The following is a 19,106-nucleotide window of genomic DNA, read 5'->3' on the forward strand; positions in this document are numbered from 1 at the left end:
GTGACGAGCACAGGAATGAGGGCGGGCAGGGGAGCCGCCAGGCCACATCGAAAGCGTGGCACGCATGATCCCACTCCTCGCCCGCCGCTTCGCCGGTCTCATCGTCACGCTCGTCGTCGTCTCGCTGCTGATCTTCGCCGTCATGGACCTTCTGCCAGGCGATCCCGCCTCGATCATGCTCGGCACCTCGGCAACGCCGGAGACGCTTGCGGCGCTGCGTCACAGTCTCGGCCTCGACCAGCCGCTGCTGCTGCGTTACGGGCAATGGTTGATCGGCGTGCTATCAGGCGATCTCGGCAATTCCCTGACCTATGGCGTACCGGTCGCGGGGTTGATCGTCGAGCGGGTGGCGGTAACGCTGCCACTGGCGCTGATGGCGATCGTGCTTTCGGTGGCGATTGCCCTGCCGCTCGGCGTGCTGGCCGCCTCGCGCCGCAGCGGTGTCTTCGACATCATCGCAACGCTGTTTTCGCAGATCAGCATCGCCGTGCCCGCCTTCTGGGTGGCGCTGCTTTTGATCATCCTGTTTTCGACGATGCTCGGGCTGATGCCGGCCGGTGGCTTCCCGGGCTGGGGCGCCGGCCTGCTGCCGGCATTGCAGGCGCTGGTTATGCCCGCCGTCGCGCTGGCGATGCCGCAGGCGGGTGTGTTGACGCGGGTGGCGCGCTCAGCGGTGCTCGACACGATGCACGAGGATTTTGCCCGCACTGCCGTCGCAAAGGGGCTTTCCCGCAGTGCGGTGCTGTGGCGGCATATCGTGCCGAATGCGCTGATCCCCATCCTGACGATGATCGGGCTGCAATTCACTTTTCTCGTCGCCGGCGCGGTGCTGGTTGAAAACGTCTTCAACCTGCCCGGCCTCGGACGGCTCGCGATGCAGGCGCTCTCCCAGCGCGATGTCATCGTCATGCAAGATGTCGTGCTGTTCTTCGCAGGCCTGGTCATCGTGATGAATTTCGTCGTCGATCTCTCCTATCTGGCGATCGATCCCAGGATGAGAAAGGCGGCTTGACCCATGGCACCGATCGCATCCACCGCCATTATCAGCCGCCGCCGGGTCTTTAGACTTAGCCGACGAATGAACCTGATTGCAGGGACTGTGATCATCGGGCTGCTGGTCGCCGTCGCGCTGCTGTCGCTCGTTTGGACGCCGCTACCACCGGCGAAAATGCAGATCATCCACAAATTGCAGCCGCCGCTTGCCTTCGGCCTGCTCGGCACGGATCAGTTCGGCCGCGATGTGCTTTCGATGCTGATGGCGGGCTGCTGGAATTCGCTGTCGATCGCCATCACCGCGGTAACAATCGGCGGGACGCTTGGCTCGATATCAGGCATTTCGGCGGCGGCGATCCGCGGTCCTTTCGAAGCCCTGCTGATGCGCATCTGCGATGTCATCTTCGCCTTGCCGCCGATCCTGTCCGCTATGGTGCTCGGCGCCTTTCTCGGACCCGGGCGGTTCACCGCGATCACTGCGATTGCCGTCTTCATGATCCCGGTCTTTGCCCGCGTCACACTCGCGACCTCGCTGCAGGCCTGGAGCCGCGACTACGTCACGGCGGCGCGCGCCATCGGCAATACCCGCCTGACCATTTCGCTGCGCCATGTGCTGCCGAACATTATGAGCCAGATCATCGTGCATGGCGCGATCCAGCTGGGGCTGGCGATCCTCACTGAAGCGGGTCTGAGCTTCCTCGGGCTCGGCATGGCGCCGCCGGCGCCGACCTGGGGTCGGATGCTTGCCGATGCGCAAACCTATCTGGCGCTTGCCCCCTGGTTGGCGATCCTGCCCGGCCTTGCCATCGCGCTCACCGTCTTCGGCTTCAACATGCTCGGCGACGGTCTGCGCGATCTGCTCGACCCGCGCGAGGCGAGCCGCTGATGTCCTCCCAAGACGAAAAGCCCGAAAGACCATGCCATGACCGAAACCGACCTTACCATCCGCGAACTCAGGCAGCGCTTCGCCGATAAGAGCCTCTCCCCCCTCGAATACTGGCTCGCCCTCGAAGACCATATAGCGGCCTGGGAGCCTTCGATTTCGGCACTCTACCTCTACGATCCGGAATCGGCGCGCGCGCAGGCGAAAGCGTCGACGGAGCGCTGGGCGAAGGGAGAAACGCTTGGCTCCCTCGACGGCATCCCGGTGACGCTGAAGGAACTGATCGCCACGAAGGGCCTGCCGGTGCCATTAGGCACGAGGGCAGTGGAACTCAAACCCGCGGACGCCGATGCGCCGGCCGCCGCCCGGCTGCGGGAAGATGGCGCGGTGATCTTCGCCAAGACCACTTGCCCCGATTACGGCATGCTTTCCTCCGGGCTTTCGAGCTTTCATCCTCTCAGCCGCAATCCCTGGAACACCACGCAGAATCCCGGCGGATCGAGTGCCGGGGCTTCCGCAGCGGCGGCGGCCGGTTACGGACCGCTGCATATCGGTACCGACATCGGCGGTTCGGTGCGCCTTCCCGCCGGCTGGACCGGCATCTTTGGCTACAAGCCGAGCCATGGGCGCATTCCGGCCGATCCCTACTATGTCGGGCGCTGCGTCGGGCCGATGGCGCGCACCGTCGAAGATGCGGCCTTTTCGATGGCGACGCTGTCACGCCCGGACTGGCGCGACGGCACCAGCCTGCCGCCGAACGATTTCAACTGGATGCATCTCGACATCGACCTGTCGGGCATGAAAATCGGGTTGATGCTCGATGCCGGCTGCGGCCTTGCGGTGGAGGACGAGATCAGGGCCGCGGTCGAAACGGCGGCGAAACAGTTCGAGGCGGCCGGCGCGACCATTCTATCAGTCCAACCGGTGCTGACGCGCGCGATGCTGGATGGCCTCGACAATTTCTGGCGGTCCCGGTTCTGGGGCGATATCGCCGATCTCGACGACAACAGGCGCGACAGCATCCTGCCCTATATCAGGGATTGGGCGATGGGCGGCGCCGACATCAGCGGCGTCGATGCGGTCAAGGGCTTCAATCAGACGATCGAGATGCGCAAGAGCTGCGGACGGCTGTTTACCGAGGTCGACGCCCTGCTTTCGCCGACCAATCCGATCATCTCCTATCCGGCCGAATGGGCATCTCCGACCAACGATCCGGCCCTGCCGTTCGAGCATATCGGTTTCACGGTGCCTTGGAACATGTCGGAGCAGCCGGCCGCATCGATCAATTGCGGCTTCTCCCGATCGGGCATGCCGATCGGGTTGCAGATCGTCGGGCCGCGCTTCGACGACATGCGGGTGCTGAGACTGTCGAAAGCCTTCGAGGACTGGACCGGCGGGGTAAGATCCTGGCCGCGGCCTCCGATCGGCTGATCAGCTGATCGGGCGGCGATAGCCGGTCGGTTGCTCGTAGAGCCAGCCGATGCGCTCGACCGCGGCCGCGAAATTCTCGCGCGCCACCGTCATGCTATGACCGTTAGCGTGGAGGATGGTTTCCGGATCTTCGAAGACGGCGACATGGCCCTTCCAGAAGACTAGGTCGCCACGGCGGATTTCTGAGCGATCGATCGGCTGGCCGAGGCCTGCCGCCTGCAGGTCGGTATCGCGCGGCGCAGCTCTGCCCGTCATCAGCATCGCCAACTGGACGAGGCCGGAGCAATCGATGCCGAGGCCGGAACGTCCGCCCCAGAGATAGGGCGTTTCCAGGAAACGGGCGACGATCTCCACATAATCGGCGCCATCGAGCGCGCCGATCGGCTGGACGTGCTTGGCAAAGATCGCGGTTCCGTCCTCGAGCACGACATAGCGATTGCCGCGCGCCTCCGCCTCGCCGGCGACGTGGACGCGGCTTCCCATCGACAGGATGGCCTGGTGGGGCTTGCGCAGTTCCGGTTCCGGATAGACGAAGCTGCGTTGGACGGTGACGATATGGGTCGGCGCCGGCCGGCCTTCCAAGAGCGCGTCTGCCGCGACATAACCGACATAGCCGTCAGAGACGGCTTTCACCCAGCACCAACCATCGGCGCGATCGAAAACCGTCACGTCCTCGCCGAGAAGCAACTCGGTATCGATGCCACGCGCAAGGTCCGGTTCAGGGCGCAAACCCACGACGGGAACGGCGACGCGGGCCGGCGTGCCTTCCACAAAACGGGACGCCTCGACCTTGCCTTCAAGCCGCGCTTCCGCGAGATCAGGCCGGTAGGCATGCAGGCGGCGGTCGAGCATCGTCATTCGCATTCCTTTCAGATCGGCAGTCGGCGGGCCTGATCTCGGATGAGATCGCCGAGCTTTTCCAGGTAGAGCGCGCCGCCGACGGTGCGCTTGATGATCACGTTGCGCCGGTCGGCATCGTCACGCACACGATCGACCAGGCCCATCTCGCCCATCGTATCCAAGGCGCGGGTAATGACCGGCTTGGTGACATCAAGCGTGGCGGCAAGCCCGCGCACCGTGTGCGGCGGCGGCACCAGATAAATATGCAGCAGGATCGCCATCTGACGCAACGTCAAATCGCGGTCATCGTGGCGGACCTGATCGAGCGCCGCGCCATGCCAGAGCCCCAGCGCCTGCGAGGCGGTCAGTTCGATCGGCACGGCCCCTCCGGAAGATCGTTACGCTAACGTTCCATTTTCCGGCAGTTGCTGTGGACATGCAAGAGGCGCTGGAAATTGCTGTCCGGCAAGGTGAATAAAATTTTAACGATCGGCAACGGGGCGCAACGCGTGAACACGCGGCGCGCCTCAACGCTTTTTTGCGGATGGCGTCAGCGCAGGCTCTCGCGGATATGGTGAAAGAGCGCGCGGATCGCCTGTGCCTCGCCGCCGCCCGGCGAATGCGGCCGTTCGGACGGAGCCCAGCCGAAAATATCGAAATGCACCCAGCTCTTCGCCTTGCTGACGAAACGCTTGAGGAAGAGGGCCGCGGTGATCGCCCCCGCCATGCCACCGGCCGGCGCATTGGTGAGATCGGCGAATTTGGTGCGGATATCCTTTTCGTAGCCGGAATAGAGCGGCAGGCGCCAGAGCGGGTCGTCCGTTTCCAGGCTCGCTTCGGTCAGATCATGCGCCAGATTGGCGTCGTCGGTAAAGAAGGGCGGGAGATCCGGGCCAAGCGCAACGCGGGCAGCGCCGGTCAGCGTCGCCATGTCGATCAAGAGCTCGGGCTCTTCCTCGTCGGCATAGGCAAGCGCATCGGCAAGGATCAGCCGGCCTTCAGCGTCGGTATTGTCGATCTGGACGGTCAGGCCCTTGCGGCTCCGGTAGATGTCGCCGGGGCGGAAGGCATTGGACGAGATCGCATTTTCGACGACCGGAACGATAACGCGCAGGTCGACCTTCAGCTTGGCGTCCATGATCATCAGGGCAAGCCCCATGACATTTGCCGCCCCACCCATGTCTTTCTTCATCAGCAGCATCGAGGCGGCAGGCTTGATGTCGAGACCGCCGGTATCGAAGCAGACACCCTTGCCGACGAGCGTCACCTTGCGATGACCCTTCTTGCCCCAGCGCAGCTCGAGAAGGCGCGGCGCATCGGCGCTGGCGCGGCCGACGGTATGGACCAGCGGAAAGTTCTGCTTGAGCAGGTCGTCGCCCGATATAACCGATATCTCCGCCTTATAATGTTCGGCCAGGCCACGGAAAACGGCCTCGAGCTGGTTCGGCCCCATGTCGTTCGTCGGTGTATTGATCAGATCGCGGGCGAGAAAGACGCCGGCAAGCTGGCGCTTGATGTCGGCTGCGTCGGCATCGCGGGGGATCATCAGCGTCGCCGCCGGCGATTTTTCGGATTTGTAACGGTCGAAACGGTAGCTGCCGAGGCCAAAGCCGAGGGCCAGGCGATTTGCCGTCAGCGGCGCGGTCTCGATGTGCCAGTCGCCGGCCGGCAGCGCACGGGCGAGCCTGCCGGTGATGTAAGGCTGCTCGGATGGATTGGTGCCGAGGCCGTAAAGCGCGCCGCCGAGATGGCCCTCGGCCGTCGGGATCAGCAGCAGCGACCCGCTTTCGGCCTTGTAGCCTGCCCTGCGCGCCCAATTGAGCGCGATCGGATCGATGGTGCCGGTCTCGATATGGGCAGGCGTAACGGCAAAGATCGGCAGCGTCGAACCGCCCTTCGTGTTGAAAGGAGTCGGTCTCTCGATAAACTGATAGGGGGCCATGATTGTCCTTCGGCGGTCGCAAGGAATCGTTCCTTAACGGTCTGTTAGGGTTAACAGACTATTGCTGGAGCGAAGATTACGCGTCAAACCTTTCCCTGTTCCGCTTCGAGGTCAGGCGCCGATTTCGGAATCCAGGAACGCGCCATGCCTGCCTCGCTCACCACCACATTCACGAATCGTATCCTGCAGGGCGCTGCGGCAACGCTGCTCGTCCTGGCACTTGCCGGTTGCTCGACGACCAAGGACCGGATGACAACGGGCTCGGTCCCGAAACTCACCAAGCCGGTCGAAGAGATGGACGCGACCGAGCTGCGCTCGGCGACGGACCGGCTCGGCCAGGCCTATGAGAAGAACCCGCGCGATCCCGTCACCGGCGTCAACTACGCCAATCTGCTGCGCATGAACGGTCGCGACACGCAGGCGCTCGCCGTCATGCAGCAGGTGGCGATCGCCAATCCTGCCGACCGCAACGTACTGGCCGCCTACGGCAAGGCGCAGGCGGCGGCCGGCCAGTTCCAACAAGCGCTCGACACGATCGGCCGCGCCCAAACACCCGACCGTCCTGACTGGAAGCTGATCTCCGCCCAAGGCGCGATCCTCGACCAGATGGGCCGGGCAAGCGATGCCCGGCAGCGCTACCGCGACGCGCTCGACATCCAGCCGAACGAGCCCTCCATCCTTTCCAACCTCGGCATGTCCTACGTGCTGACCGGCGATCTGCGCACGGCCGAAACCTACCTGCGCTCCGCCGCCAGCCAGCCGACCGCCGACAGCCGCGTCAGGCAGAACCTTGCCCTGGTCGTCGGTCTGCAGGGGCGTTTCCCGGAAGCCGAGCAGATCGCCCGGCGCGAACTTGCGCCGCAGCAGGCCGATGCCAATGTCGCCTATCTCAGAGGCATGCTCTCGCAGCAGAATTCCTGGCAGAAACTCGCCGCCAAGGACAAGACGCCGCAAGCAGCAGGCGACAGCAGCACCAACTGACCGAAACATGTCGTCGGAAAGGCTTACGCCTTTAGACAGATCCTGATCTTATCGGGCGCTCAGGCCTGAAAGAATGAGACGCAAACCCAGGCCGCCCATGACGGCACCGGCGGCCCGATCGATCCAGCCCTTGGCGGCAAGATAGAGACGCCGCGGATGGCGGGCCGAAAAGGCGAAGGCCACGATCGAATACCACCCGGCCTCCACGGCAAAGACGCCGAGCGGCAGCGCGACGATGAGATCGAGCGGCACCGTCCGCGGCAGAAGTGCGGCAAAGATGCTGGCATAGACGATGATGGTCTTCGGGTTGCTGAGTTGGGTCAGCAGCGCGGTCACGAAGCTCAGCCTCGGCGCACGATTGCCGTTGACGGTGTCGGAGACCTCGAGCGGCTGACCGGCGCTCCTCCAGATATTGACGGCGATATAGACGAGATAGGCGCCGCCTGCGACCTTCAGCAGGACATAGAGCCATTCGAACTGAGACAGCAGCGCCGTCAACCCGGCAAGCGCCAGCACGGCAAAAACGACACCGCCGGCGCCCATGCCGAGTGCGGCCGCAAGGCCATCCAGCCTCGAGCGCGAGATGGCGATCCTGGAGACGACGACGAAACTCGGGCCGGGACTCATCGCGCCGACGACCAAGGCTGCCATGATGCTGATGAAAATGCCCGCAGAAGACATCGGAAGCCTCTCTTTTAGATTGAACGAACATCAGGGGCGCCGCGGGGGCGCTTGCGCTTATCGATGGTCATCCATCCCATTTACCAGCTCAGCCGGCGGCGGTCATCCGCGTTTTCTGGTGGCTGATCGGACCGATGGTCCTTGATGCAGATCGTCTTCCGCCGAAAGCGGTCGCCGCTTTCCGGCGCCGGCGCAAACGTCAGAACTTGTCTGCCACCTGGATGCCAGCCGGACCGAGAATGACGGCGATCAGCACCGGCAGAAAGAATAGGATCATCGGCACCGTCAGTTTCGGCGGCAGGGCGGACGCCTTCTTTTCCGCCTCGTTCATGCGCTCGTCGCGCCCTTCCTGGGCGAGAACGCGCAGCGCCTGCGCAATCGGCGTGCCATAGCGGTCGGCCTGGACCAGCGCCTGCGTCACCGAGCGTACCAACTCGATCTGGGTACGTATGGCAAGATTTTCGAGCGCCACGCGGCGATCCGGCAGGAAGGAGAGCTCGGCTGTGGTCAGCACCATCTCCTCGGCGAGCGCCGGCGACTGCTCGCCGAGTTCTTCGGACACACGACGCATCGCGGCCTCGATTGAGATACCGGATTCGACGCAAATCAGCATCAGGTCCAACGCATCCGGCCAGGCGCGCTTGATCGAGTGCTGGCGCTTGCCCATGCGGTTCGAGATATAGATGTTCGGCGCGTAGAAGCCGAGATAGCCGATGCCGATGACCGCGAAGAGGCGGATGGCCATGCCCCTTTCGGCGAGATTGCCGAGGCCGAAGACCCAAAAGGCAGCAAGCGCCAGGAAAAGGAAAGGCAGCAGGAAACGCGCCACGAGGAAGCTATTCAGCGCATTCTCCGAGCGGAAACCGGCAGCGCGCAGTTTGTTGACCGTATTGTCGTCGACGAGCGCCTTACGCAGGTTAAAACGCTCGACGATCTGGCGGACCGAGCGGTTGTTCTGGCTCCTGAGCGAAGCCTTGCCGGCGCCGGTTTCCGCGTTCATGCGCGCTCTCTCGCGGGCGCGGATCTGCTCGCGCTCGGTCGAAACGGCTTTCATGCGTTTGGTGAGATCGCCGCGCTCAAAGAAGGGAACAGCGATCGTATAAAAAGTAGCGAAGACGGCAATCGCCACGAAAAGTGCGATCAGCATGCTCGGATTGGTGAGCGTTGCGGCAAGGTCCTGCGACATGGTGCTTCCTTCCGGCTAGATATCAAAACTGATCATTTTGCGCATGACGAAGATGCCGATCGACATCCAGATCGCCGAGAAACCCATGATGAAATGGCCACGCGGATCGGTGAAAAGGATCATCATGTAGCTCGGCGAGGTGAGATAGACGAGGGTCGCGACGATGAAGGGCAGAGCGCCGATGATGTAGGCCGACGCCTTGGCTTCCATCGAGAGCGCCGTAACCTTGGCCTTCATCTTCCTGCGATCACGCAGGACCTTGGAGAGGTTGCCGATCGCTTCCGAGAGATTGCCGCCCGCCTGCGACTGGATGGCGATGACGATGGCGAAGAAATTGACTTCCTGGAGCGGCATGTGGATCGTCATGCGGGCGCAAGCATCGGGAATGCTGAGACCCACCTGCTGCGCTTCAATGACGCGCCGGAACTCGCTCTTGACCGGCTCCGTGCCCTCGGTTGCGATAAGGCGGATGGCATCGTTGAGTGGCAGACCCGATTTGATCGAGCGGATGATGACGTCGAGTGCATTGGGGAGCTCGTTGAGAAACTTGTTCTGGCGGCGCTTGATCAGGAAGCCGAGAACCCAGCGCGGCAGGCCGAGACCGGCGACGACGGCGACACCGACCATGACCATCCACGATACACCAACGACGAAGGCGACGAGCAGCAACACGGAGGCGAAGATGACGCTGATGAGATAGAATTTCGCCGGTGTGATCGTCACGCCGGCCTGCACCAGCCGGGATTTCATCGACAGCGTTTTCTTGGTCTTTTCGTGCTGGCGCTTTTCCAGGTCCTTCAGGTTGTCCTGCACCGATTTGCGGCGCTTCGACAGCTCCTGCACCCGGTCGCGGGCAGCCTTGACCTTGACACGGTCACTTTCGGCCGACTTGACGCGGTTGATGCGGCTTGCCGATTTCTTGTCAGTCTCGATCCGTGAAAACAACAAGGCATAGGCGACCGCGCCCGCGGAGACGGCGGCGAGGACGACGATTGCCAGGACTATCGGATCGAACCCGAACATCACGCCTATTCCTTCGTTTTCGCTTCCATCGCGTCGAGGGCGGCAGCAAGGCGCTTTTCCTCGTTGAAGTAGCGGGCGCGATCCCAGAAATGCGGCTTGCCGACACCGGTCGACATGTGCCGGCCGATCAGCCGGCCGTTCGCGTCCTCGCCTTCGATTTCGTAGCGCATCAGATCCTGGGTGATGATGACGTCACCTTCCATGCCGACCACCTCGGTGATCTGGGTGATGCGGCGCGAACCGTCGCGCAGGCGCGCTGCCTGGATGACGACATCGACCGAGCTGGAGATGATCTCGCGCACCGTCTTTGCCGGCAGTGTGAAACCACCCATGGCGATCATCGATTCGATACGGCTCAGGCATTCGCGCGGCGTATTGGCGTGGATGGTGCCCATCGAACCGTCGTGACCGGTGTTCATCGCCTGCAGCAGGTCGAAAACCTCCGGTCCGCGCACTTCGCCGACGATGATGCGCTCGGGACGCATACGCAGGCAGTTCTTGACGAGATCGCGCATGGTGATTTCGCCCTCGCCTTCGATATTCGGCGGGCGTGTTTCGAGACGCACGACATGTGGCTGCTGCAGCTGCAGTTCGGCCGTATCCTCGCAGGTGATAACGCGCTCATCCCGGTCGATATAGTTGGTGAGGCAGTTCAGCAGCGTCGTCTTGCCCGAGCCGGTGCCGCCGGAGATGATGACATTGCAGCGCACACGTCCGATGATCTGCAGCACAGTTGCGCCTTCCGGCGTGATCGCACCGAAACGGACAAGCTGATCGAGCGTCAGCTTGTCCTTCTTGAACTTGCGGATGGTGAGCGCCGGCCCATCGATCGACAGCGGCGGCGCGATAACGTTGACGCGCGAACCATCCGGCAGGCGGGCGTCGCAGATCGGGCTCGATTCGTCGACACGGCGGCCGACCTGGCTGACGATGCGCTGGCAGATGGAGAGAAGCTGCGAATTGTCGCGGAAGCGGATCTCCGATTCGATCGTCTTGCCGCCGACTTCGATGAACGTCTGTCCAGCGCCGTTGACCATGATGTCGGCAATATCGTCGCGCGCCAGCAACGGCTCCAGCGGACCGTAACCAAGGACGTCGTTGCAGATATCCTCGAGCAGTTCCTCCTGCTCGGAGATCGACATCGCAAAGTTCTTGATGGTGATGATGTCGTTGACGATGTCGCGGATTTCCTCGCGCGCGCTTTCGCCGTCGAGCTTGGACAGCTGAGAGAGATCGATCGTATCGATCAGCGCGGAAAAGACCTGCGCCTTGGTGTCGTAATATTCATCGGTGCGGGCCGGGCGCTTGCGCTGCGGCGTCTGCATCGGCGGCGGCGTCACCTGCTGGCGTGCGGACTCGCGCGAGGGTTCGACCAGAATGGAGGGGGAAGAGGCCGCAGGGCCGGCGGCCGGAGCCGGCGGTGGGGGAGCAATCGCTCCTCCGACCTTTCCGGAACCTTCGTTTCCGCGTTTTCCAAACATGCCGCTCGATCCAATCTACTCGTTCTAACTTGTCTATTTGCGCTTCAGGAGGCCCATTAGGCCGCCCTTCTTCGCCTTCTTGATCGCGACACGGCCGGTGACGATGTGCGATATCTGCGAAAAGGTTTCCGCCGTCGGCGACTTCGGGTCGACTTCCGAGATCATCCGGCCGCTATTGGCAGCGTTGCCGAAAAGATTGATATCGAAGGGAATGATCGCGATCGGATCGATCTCCAGCGGTTCGCAGAAATCCGACGGCGAAATCTCCGGACGTTTCGGCATGCCGACCTGATTAAGGATGAGATGCGGCGGCCGATCGTTCGGCCGCATCTTGCGCAGCGCGTCTAGCATGTTCTTGGCGTTGCGCAGATTGGCGAGATCGGGAACTGCTGCAATGACCACCTCGTCGACGCTCGACAGCACCGAGCGCGTCCATTCCGACCATACATGCGGAACATCGAGCACGGTGACGGGCGCGCTGCGCTGCAGGACATCGAGCACCGGCTGGAAGGCCTGTCCATCGAAGTCATAAGCTCGGTCGAGCAGCGAGGGTGCCGCGAGCAGCGACAGATGCTCGGAACATTTCGTCAGCAGGCGGTCGAGGAAGACCTCGTCGAGACGATCGGGCGCGAACACCGCTTCGGCGATGCCCTGGGCCGGATCCTGGTCGAAATCGATGTTCGCCGTACCATAGGGCAGGTCGAGATCGGCGAGGATTGTCTCGGTGGAGAAGAGATTGGAAATGCCAAAAGCGCAATTATGCGCAATGGTCGAAGCGCCGGTGCCGCCCTTCGAGCCGATGAAGGCAATACTGCGACCGAGCGGCTCGGCGTCCGGATCGACGAAGATCGAGGCCATCGCCGCAAGGATATCGGGCATGGCGACGGGCTGGACCATATATTCGGAAATGCCGTTGCGGATGAGCTCGCGATAAAGCCCGATATCGTTGTAATAACCGATGATGACGACTTTGGTCGTGGGATCGCAGACCGCGGCGAGCGGCGCGAGTTCGGCAAGCAGGTTTGCGGCGTTCGCCTTGGTCTCGAGGATGATGAGGTTCGGTGTCGGGGCGCCGGAAAACATGTTGGCGGCGGCGGCGGTGCCGCCGCTGGTGATGCGCATGCTGACCTTCGCCACACGCCGATCATTGGCGCAGCGTTCCATGACATGCTGCAGGGCCTCGCTCTCGCAGAAGGCGTGGACGGAGATGCGCGGCAGCGGCCGCATGTTTTCCAGATCCGCCATGCGCACCGCCTCGTCGGCGTTGCGAAGCTCGCTGGGATTCCTGATTTCGTATTCGATCGCGCTCATCGTGCCGTTCCGCCTTAGAAGCTACTGTCGCTGCCGGCGACATCTTCGATCGTCGATGTCGTCGTCCGGTATTCCTGGATGGCATTGTTGCGCCGCTGCGCGTCGATCGGGGTCATGCCGCGGGGCGCCACCAGATCCTCCGGATTGGCGATCTGGGCGGCAAGGTTGTTCTGCGAGGCGCAGCCGAAATTATAGTAATTCTGGTTGGTCAAATCGTTCGAGATGTCCTTCGGCCACTGACCGCATTGCGTGGTGATGGCGGTCGTGCCGGTAAAGCTCAGCCGGATCGGCGCCGCGTCGCCGGGGCCGGCCGCGGCATAGGAGGTATTGACGATTTTCGAGCTTGCGATCCCCCGCGACGCCAGCTCGGCACGGACCTGATTGCGCAGCTGATAGGCTGCCGCCGAATTGGGCGAGCCTTGCGGCGACAGCACGTAAACCGGTCCGGAGGCGCGCGAGATGTAGTTTGTGGCAAAACCGCGGATAAGATCGCGCTGGGCGATGGTCAGGCGGCGATCGGTCGAGGCGACGGGTATATCCACTGTCTGCTCAGCCTCTGTCACGATGATCGGGTGACGGGCGCGGTAATCGTCCGGAATGCCGCCGGTCGTCAGTTGGTCGTGCGGGCCGGCGCATCCGGATAGGACAGCCACTGACATCACCGCCGTTGCAAAAAGCGCCTTCGAGATTCCGAAGCGGGGTGTCGTCGAATTCATATGAGCCATCGCCTGATCTCTGTTTTCTGCCATTGCTGCCGATCGTGTCCCGCTCATTTGTAGATGAACCCGATCGAGCCGTGGAACTGTGCATCGGCGACAGGCGCCTCGCGGCGGCCATAGACCTTGTTGACACGGTTGAGGAAGAAGGTCGCACCGTCGTTTTCGGGGCTAAAATTGTCGTCCGGCCGATTGAGCTGATTGCGCGCCACCGGACGCACCAGATAGGGCGTTGCGATGATGACGAGCTCGGTTTCCTGGCGCTCGAAACCCTTCTGGCGGAAGAGCGTACCGAGCAGCGGGATCTTCGAGACGCCGGGCGTGCCGCCCATCGTCTGAGAAACGTTGTCGCGTATAAGGCCGGCGAGCGCGATCGAACCGCCCGAGGGCAGTTCTACCGAAGTTTCCGCCGAACGGCGCTGATAGGTGGCATTGCCGCTGCCTGCCACCGGTTCGGAGACATTGGTCTTGATTTCCAGGCTGATGCGTCCCGATGACAGTACGACCGGCTTGAAGGCGAGGTTGATACCATAGTTAAACGGCACGACAGTGACGTTGCCGTTGCTGTCAGTCGTCGAATAAAGCTGTTGACCACCGGAATTGAAGGTCGCCGCCTGGCCGGATATCGCCGTCAGCGTCGGTTCGGCGAGCGTCTTGACGACCTTGGCCTGCTCCAGCGCGTTGAGGTAGGTCGAAATGTCGTATTTGCCGATCGAGCTCTTGAAGAGCGCCGCCAGGCCGCCGCCAATCGTCGATGTCGCGCTGTCGGCGTTCGGACTGCCGAGCTGGGCGACCGTCATACCGGAAGAACTGGAAACCAGATTGTCGAAGCCAAGCTGCTTGAGCACTTCTCGGCGGACCTCGGCGATCGTCACCTTGAGAGTGACCTGGTCCTCGCCCTCGATCTGCAAAAGATTGACAACCTGCGAAGCCTGACGGTTTTCGGCAAAGAGCGCCACCGAGCTATCGCCGCCGGTGCCGGATGCGGTCTCGGTTCTGGTCGTCGCCTCGCCACCCTTCAGGAAGACCTGCGCCAGATCGGCCGCCTGCGTGGCATCCTGCGGCGTGCGCACGGTGCCGGTCAGCACGATGTTGTCGGAGACGATTTCGACGTTGATGTTGGAGTCCGGAATGAATCGGCGGAGATTGACTTCGAGGCCGGAGACGTCGCGTTCGATCTCAATGTCGAGATTGACGATCTCCTGTCCACCGGCACCGAAGACGAAGATGTTGGTCTGGCCGACCTTCTTGCCGAACAGGTAGATGCGCCGCGAGGTACGGGTCACGGCATCGGCCATAGTCGGATCGGAGACGAGGATATCGTGCGCGTCGTCCGGCAGATCGACGACGACGGCCTTGTTGAGCCCGAGCTTCAGCCGGCGATGGGCATTGGGGCCAGTCTGAGAGATCCGGACCAGGCTATCGGAATCGGCGTGCGCCTCGCCTGCGCCCAGAAGCGGGGAGAAAGAGGTCGGAACTATACCGGAGACGCCGATTGCCAGCGAAAGGCAGCCTGTCAGGAGAGGTCCGGCGCGCCGCGTTGAATTGCACATTTGCACGTTCTCTTACTCCGCCTTCGGCGCTGCGCTGGCATCCGTGACGATGGCGCCCGACTTGATGACCTGAATGATCGCACTGCCGTTGTCGCCGCTCAGCAAATAGTCGGCGGCACTTGTATCCTGCTCCTGCGCATCGGCGACCGAGCGAAGGGCGAGCGACAGTCGGTCGGCCATCTGCTGGGCGACCGCGAGAACCTTCGTTTGATCAGGGGTGAGCTCGAGCGTCGCAGTCGTGCCGACCACCGATTTCGAGCCGTCGTCCTTTTCCTGGATCTGCTGGTCGATGGCGAGAACGCGAACATTGCTCAGCACGGTTTCGGTAATGAGCTTGTCGGCCTCGGTGCCCTTGCGGACCATGATGACATCGACGCGGTCGTTCGGCAGGATGAAGCCGCCGGCACCGGTTGCCACCGATATTTCGGTCGCGACGGCGCGCTTGCCGGCCGGCAATAGCGAGGAAAGGATGCGGCTGCTGGAATCGGCGACCTTCTCCGACCGGATCGGTTCGCCTTCGAAGATCGGCAGACGCACGACGGCGCCTTGCAGGTCTTTGATCGCATCCGGCTTGTCGGCTTCGGTGATGAGGCCCTGGACGACGCCGCCCTGCGGCCAGGCCATCCAGTGCACCAACTTGTCGTCCAGCCTTGCGCCGACCGGCAGATTGGCGCTCGAGACAAGGATGTTGACGGTCGGTTCCTTCTCGATAACCGACTGAACCTGGGTGACGACACCGCCGCTGCCCGCCATTTGCATTGCCAGGAGGCCGGCGAGGCCGGCTGCCACCACGGCGACAGCTAGGATTATAAGGCGGGCCGGTTTCATCGATCATTCCTCAGGGCACGATATGTTCGCCCTGTAGAATGCTCAGCAATTGGTATAATTATAGTTAATAGAACGCTTACATTTTAAGTTAACGGGCATTTAAAATGCCGTTATTTCAGGCTTTCCAGCGCGACGAGAAAGAGCGGCGAGGAAGGGAAGGCCATGAAACCGCCGATCGCGATCGCGATGCCATAGGGGATCTTCTTGGCGAGCAGGACCGAGTTCGGCACCGGCAGACCGATGGCGAGGATGGTGTCCGATTGCCCTCTCACCAGCAGGATCAACAGGGTGATGAGGCCGCCGATCATGGCAACGTCGGTCATGAGTAACGCAAGGGATTGGTTCAGACCGAACCAGAGCGCGGTGGCTGTCAACAGCTTGGCATCTCCACCGCCCATCACATTGAATGCAAAGAGAGCAAAGCAGGCGCTGAAGACGATGGCGGCGCCGGCAAGATGCATGCCGATCATTTCCAGTCCCAAGCCGGAGAACGGCGCGAGAACGAGGAAAGAGGCGATCAGGATCACGGAAATGCGGTTCGGGATCGTCATGGTGAACAGATCCGAGAACGCCGCCATGGCGAGGCAGAGTGGCAGTATCACGAAGACTGCAGCTGCGATCATGCGTATACCCGATCGTGAGTTGATGCGAAAAGGCTCACGGCCGTTCAGCCTGTGAGCCCGCTCGGATAGTTCGGCCGGAGCAGATCCGGACGGGATCATGCAGACGCCGCTTGACGGCGGTCTATATCAGCTGGCCGGGGGGGTGACAGCTGTGTCCAGCTTGGTGCCCAGCGCGGAGAACGTGCTGTTGAGCTTGCCACCGAGCGTGGTTGCGCCAGTCACGAGCGCTACGGAAATGAGGGCGGCGATCAGGCCGTATTCGATTGCGGTCGCGCCGGATTCGTCCTTCAGAAAACGGCTAAAAAGCTTGGTCATGGTAACTCCTAACTCCAGTTGATGTTCAGCACGTCCGCCAACTGTTTGCCGTTGATCGGATGACTGCAACCTAGCGAATGGCCGTTTCCATCGGCTTAAGGAAATGAGTTAACGACATGTGAACGAGACTACAGGCCTTTGTAGAGTCAGTATTTTCTTACGCACTTATCTCAATATTTAACAATATTCCGGGAATAAATGCTGCATTCATCCAGAAATAGCACAAATTTCGCCTCCAACCGAGGCGTGCGTCGTCCGGAAACCGTGCCGAATCGGAGCATTACGCTTCATCCTGGAACAGAGCGGCGGGCTTAAGGCTTCGTTCACCATTTTTTTCCATTCTATGCGCATAGTGCGCTGTGATCGTGAAAGAGGACCAAATGTCATCAAGCGGCAAAACCATTTTCTTTGCCGGCATGATCGCCGCTTTCGGTGTTCCGGGAGTTTCCGCGGCCGCAGACGATGACATGCTGCGCGTCTATATGGATCACGCGCGCGTGCTAAAGCTCGATCGCCCCGTCAGCAAGGTGATCGTCGGCAATGCCAAGGTCGCCGATGCAACGGTTGCCGACGCCAAGACCATCGTGCTGACAGGCCGCAGCTTCGGCACCACCAATCTGGTGCTTCTCGATGCCGACGGAAATGCGATCCTCGACGAACGCATCCTGGTGTCGATCGACGAAGGCAATACGGTGCGTGTCTACCGGCAGACCGAGCGCTCCGTACTGTCCTGCACGCCGAATTGCGAGCAGCATGCGCAGCAAGCAGCCACCGCGAGCGCCTCACCCTGAGCATATCTCGGAGCTTTCTCGACCATTCGTTAAAATCGTCGTGTCAGGCTGAAACGGAAAATCAACGAACGGATCCTAGTGTGACGGACGAAGAATGTCGCTTAGGTCCAGGCAATGACGGTAATTGATCAAAAGACGGATAAGGGGCGCGCCTTTACGCCATTCCGTTTCTTACGGTTTCGCGCTCTCGCCCGCTCGCGCGAGGGTGCTGCGGCGATCGAATTCGCCCTGCTTGCCATTCCCTATTTCCTGGTGATTTTCGCAATCCTCGAAACTTTCGTCGCCTTCGCCGCCGAGGAACTCGTGTCCAACGGCGTTGACACGATGAGCCGCCGGATGCGAACTGGGCAGATCACCTATAATCTCGGCCGCACGACCGATATGAACCAGGCGCAATTCCGCCAGGCTTTCTGCGACGAGATCTCGATCCTGATCCGTTGCTCGGCAAGCGAAGTCGCCACGCCGAGTAAGCTTTATGTGGATGTGCAGACGTTCAGCACGTTTTCGGCCATTCCGACGACGATCCCCAAGCTTTCCACCGACAAATATGCCGACATCAATACGGCGGCCTTCAAATATGCGCCGGGCGGCGCCGGCACGATCAACATGCTGCGCGCCTATTACCGCTGGGAAATCATCACGGATCTGGTCCGGCCCTATATCACCACGATACGTCCCGCCGACGCTTCGATGCCGCGGCAATATCTGATCGTCGGGACCGCAGCCTTCCAGAACGAGCAGTATCCATAATGGCATTGCGCAACCCGTTCACCAGTGTGGTCCTGACGGCGCGGCGGCTGGCCCGCGACCGCAAGGGCGCCGGCGCGATCGAATTCGCGATCCTCTTTCCCGTGCTCATCATGCTCTATATTGGCGCTTTCGAGATCACAATCGGCCTCAGCGTCAGCAAGCGCGTGACACGCGCCGCAGGAACGGTGGCCGACCTCATCACCCAGCAGCAATCCGTCACGAAGAGCGCGCTCGCGCAAATGCCGTCGGTCGCAACGGCGATCTTCGTGCCCTACAATTCGACGTCGCTGACGCTGAAGATCACCGGCATTACCATCGATGCCGGCGCCAATGCGAAAGTGCTCTGGTCCTGGGCGCAGGACGGGACGGTGCCCTATGCCAAGAACGCCACAGTGAGCAACGTGCCAGCGGACATGCAGACGGCGAACAGCTTCCTGGTCCGCACCGAACTCAGCATCCCCTATACGATGTTCCTGTTCGCGCCGAACTTCATGCCGGACGGCATGCGCACGATCACCATCGGCCGCAGTTATTTCTACCGCCAGCGGCAAGGCGACTCGATTCCCTGCGGCGACTGCTGACGGTCCTCCCCATTCTTCTCTGCTGCATAACTCCTAAATCGAGATCGATTTAGGAGTTATGCAGCAATTCAAAGTGTTACGGCGTCCTTTGAAAAAGACGCGCGGCGCTGTAATTTGCCAAGCCGGCCGCGGCATTATATGGCTGGATCTCAGCCGCCTCCGACATTCCAGAGGCCGGCGATCGGCTTTCTCGGGTG

Annotated in this window: 20 protein-coding genes; 7 read left to right on the forward strand and 13 right to left on the reverse strand. The window is 61.8% G+C overall.

Going from position 1 to position 19,106, the window contains the following annotated elements:
• The first annotated feature begins 64 nt into the window (after positions 1 to 64).
• The 3 genes from HFO99_RS09270 to HFO99_RS09280 are packed head-to-tail and all read left to right on the forward strand — an operon-like array spanning position 65 to position 3,307.
• Positions 65 to 1,012 carry an ABC transporter permease gene (locus HFO99_RS09270; protein WP_222360756.1) on the forward strand — a complete coding sequence of 316 codons (948 nt, stop codon included), beginning with the start codon at positions 65 to 67 and terminating at the stop codon, positions 1,010 to 1,012.
• Between the two features lie 3 nt (positions 1,013 to 1,015).
• Positions 1,016 to 1,879 (forward strand): ABC transporter permease, encoded by an 864-nt coding sequence (locus HFO99_RS09275; RefSeq protein ID WP_222360758.1) that lies wholly within the window; start codon positions 1,016 to 1,018, stop codon positions 1,877 to 1,879.
• 36 nt (positions 1,880 to 1,915) lie between these two features.
• Complete coding sequence (locus HFO99_RS09280; protein ID WP_222360760.1) at positions 1,916 to 3,307, forward strand: amidase; 1,392 nt, start codon at positions 1,916 to 1,918, stop codon at positions 3,305 to 3,307.
• Here HFO99_RS09280 and HFO99_RS09285 read toward each other — a convergent pair whose 3' ends face one another.
• The 3 genes from HFO99_RS09285 to HFO99_RS09295 all read right to left on the reverse strand — a co-directional run bounded on the left by HFO99_RS09285 (position 3,308) and on the right by HFO99_RS09295 (position 6,089).
• Positions 3,308 to 4,165 (reverse strand): NlpC/P60 family protein, encoded by an 858-nt coding sequence (locus HFO99_RS09285; protein ID WP_222360763.1) that lies wholly within the window; start codon positions 4,163 to 4,165, stop codon positions 3,308 to 3,310.
• Positions 4,166 to 4,176: 11 nt separating this feature from the next.
• Positions 4,177 to 4,527 (reverse strand): MarR family transcriptional regulator, encoded by a 351-nt coding sequence (locus tag HFO99_RS09290; RefSeq protein WP_003544522.1) that lies wholly within the window; start codon positions 4,525 to 4,527, stop codon positions 4,177 to 4,179.
• A 170-nt stretch (positions 4,528 to 4,697) separates the two neighbouring features.
• Positions 4,698 to 6,089, reverse strand: a complete 1,392-nt coding sequence (locus HFO99_RS09295; protein ID WP_012759737.1) for a leucyl aminopeptidase — start codon at positions 6,087 to 6,089, stop codon at positions 4,698 to 4,700.
• A gap of 144 nt (positions 6,090 to 6,233) precedes the next feature.
• Between HFO99_RS09295 and HFO99_RS09300 the strand changes: the two genes are divergently transcribed.
• A complete protein-coding gene (locus HFO99_RS09300) occupies positions 6,234 to 7,070 on the forward strand; it encodes a tetratricopeptide repeat protein (protein WP_222360765.1) in 837 nt (278 codons plus the stop codon).
• 48 nt (positions 7,071 to 7,118) lie between these two features.
• Here the strand turns inward: HFO99_RS09300 and HFO99_RS09305 are convergent, their stop codons facing one another.
• From HFO99_RS09305 to HFO99_RS09350, 10 genes are all read right to left on the reverse strand, one after another.
• Positions 7,119 to 7,751, reverse strand: coding sequence for a LysE family translocator (locus HFO99_RS09305; protein WP_222360766.1), 633 nt, complete (start codon positions 7,749 to 7,751; stop codon positions 7,119 to 7,121).
• Positions 7,752 to 7,950: 199 nt separating this feature from the next.
• Positions 7,951 to 8,937, reverse strand: a complete 987-nt coding sequence (locus HFO99_RS09310; RefSeq protein ID WP_027682159.1) for a type II secretion system F family protein — start codon at positions 8,935 to 8,937, stop codon at positions 7,951 to 7,953.
• A gap of 15 nt (positions 8,938 to 8,952) precedes the next feature.
• Positions 8,953 to 9,960 carry a type II secretion system F family protein gene (locus tag HFO99_RS09315; RefSeq protein ID WP_222360769.1) on the reverse strand — a complete coding sequence of 336 codons (1,008 nt, stop codon included), beginning with the start codon at positions 9,958 to 9,960 and terminating at the stop codon, positions 8,953 to 8,955.
• Between the two features lie 5 nt (positions 9,961 to 9,965).
• On the reverse strand, positions 9,966 to 11,441 hold the full coding sequence (locus HFO99_RS09320; RefSeq protein ID WP_222360771.1) for a CpaF family protein: 1,476 nt from the start codon (positions 11,439 to 11,441) through the stop codon (positions 9,966 to 9,968).
• Between the two features lie 33 nt (positions 11,442 to 11,474).
• Complete coding sequence (locus HFO99_RS09325) at positions 11,475 to 12,752, reverse strand: CpaE family protein (protein ID WP_222360773.1); 1,278 nt, start codon at positions 12,750 to 12,752, stop codon at positions 11,475 to 11,477.
• A 14-nt stretch (positions 12,753 to 12,766) separates the two neighbouring features.
• Positions 12,767 to 13,525: a CpaD family pilus assembly protein gene (locus HFO99_RS09330; RefSeq protein ID WP_222305587.1), complete on the reverse strand. Its 759-nt coding sequence runs from the start codon at positions 13,523 to 13,525 to the stop codon at positions 12,767 to 12,769.
• Positions 13,522 to 15,021 (reverse strand): type II and III secretion system protein family protein, encoded by a 1,500-nt coding sequence (locus HFO99_RS09335; protein ID WP_222305582.1) that lies wholly within the window; start codon positions 15,019 to 15,021, stop codon positions 13,522 to 13,524. The genes HFO99_RS09330 and HFO99_RS09335 overlap by 4 nt, the downstream gene beginning before the upstream one ends.
• Before the next feature lie 12 nt (positions 15,022 to 15,033).
• Positions 15,034 to 15,849: a Flp pilus assembly protein CpaB gene (gene cpaB / locus HFO99_RS09340; RefSeq protein WP_222360775.1), complete on the reverse strand. Its 816-nt coding sequence runs from the start codon at positions 15,847 to 15,849 to the stop codon at positions 15,034 to 15,036.
• Positions 15,850 to 15,959: 110 nt separating this feature from the next.
• On the reverse strand, positions 15,960 to 16,472 hold the full coding sequence (locus tag HFO99_RS09345) for a prepilin peptidase (RefSeq protein WP_222360777.1): 513 nt from the start codon (positions 16,470 to 16,472) through the stop codon (positions 15,960 to 15,962).
• A 126-nt stretch (positions 16,473 to 16,598) separates the two neighbouring features.
• Entirely contained in the window at positions 16,599 to 16,787 is a 189-nt protein-coding gene (locus tag HFO99_RS09350; protein ID WP_222360778.1) for a Flp family type IVb pilin, read from the reverse strand.
• Positions 16,788 to 17,167: 380 nt separating this feature from the next.
• Here HFO99_RS09350 and HFO99_RS09355 point away from each other — a divergent pair, with 380 nt between their 5' ends.
• The 3 genes from HFO99_RS09355 (at position 17,168) to HFO99_RS09365 (ending at position 18,909) form a co-directional block, all read left to right on the forward strand.
• Positions 17,168 to 17,578: a pilus assembly protein N-terminal domain-containing protein gene (locus HFO99_RS09355; RefSeq protein ID WP_222248567.1), complete on the forward strand. Its 411-nt coding sequence runs from the start codon at positions 17,168 to 17,170 to the stop codon at positions 17,576 to 17,578.
• 114 nt (positions 17,579 to 17,692) lie between these two features.
• Positions 17,693 to 18,328 (forward strand): TadE/TadG family type IV pilus assembly protein, encoded by a 636-nt coding sequence (locus HFO99_RS09360; protein ID WP_222360780.1) that lies wholly within the window; start codon positions 17,693 to 17,695, stop codon positions 18,326 to 18,328.
• The gene (locus HFO99_RS09365; RefSeq protein ID WP_222360782.1) at positions 18,328 to 18,909 is read left to right on the forward strand and encodes a TadE/TadG family type IV pilus assembly protein; all 582 of its coding nucleotides are present in this window, start codon (positions 18,328 to 18,330) and stop codon (positions 18,907 to 18,909) included. The genes HFO99_RS09360 and HFO99_RS09365 overlap by 1 nt, the downstream gene beginning before the upstream one ends.
• The last annotated feature ends 197 nt before the right edge of the window (positions 18,910 to 19,106 follow it).

The sequence above is a fragment of the Rhizobium leguminosarum genome (genome assembly GCF_019798305.1).
In the GTDB taxonomy this organism is placed as follows: Bacteria; Pseudomonadota; Alphaproteobacteria; order Rhizobiales; family Rhizobiaceae; genus Rhizobium; species Rhizobium leguminosarum_U.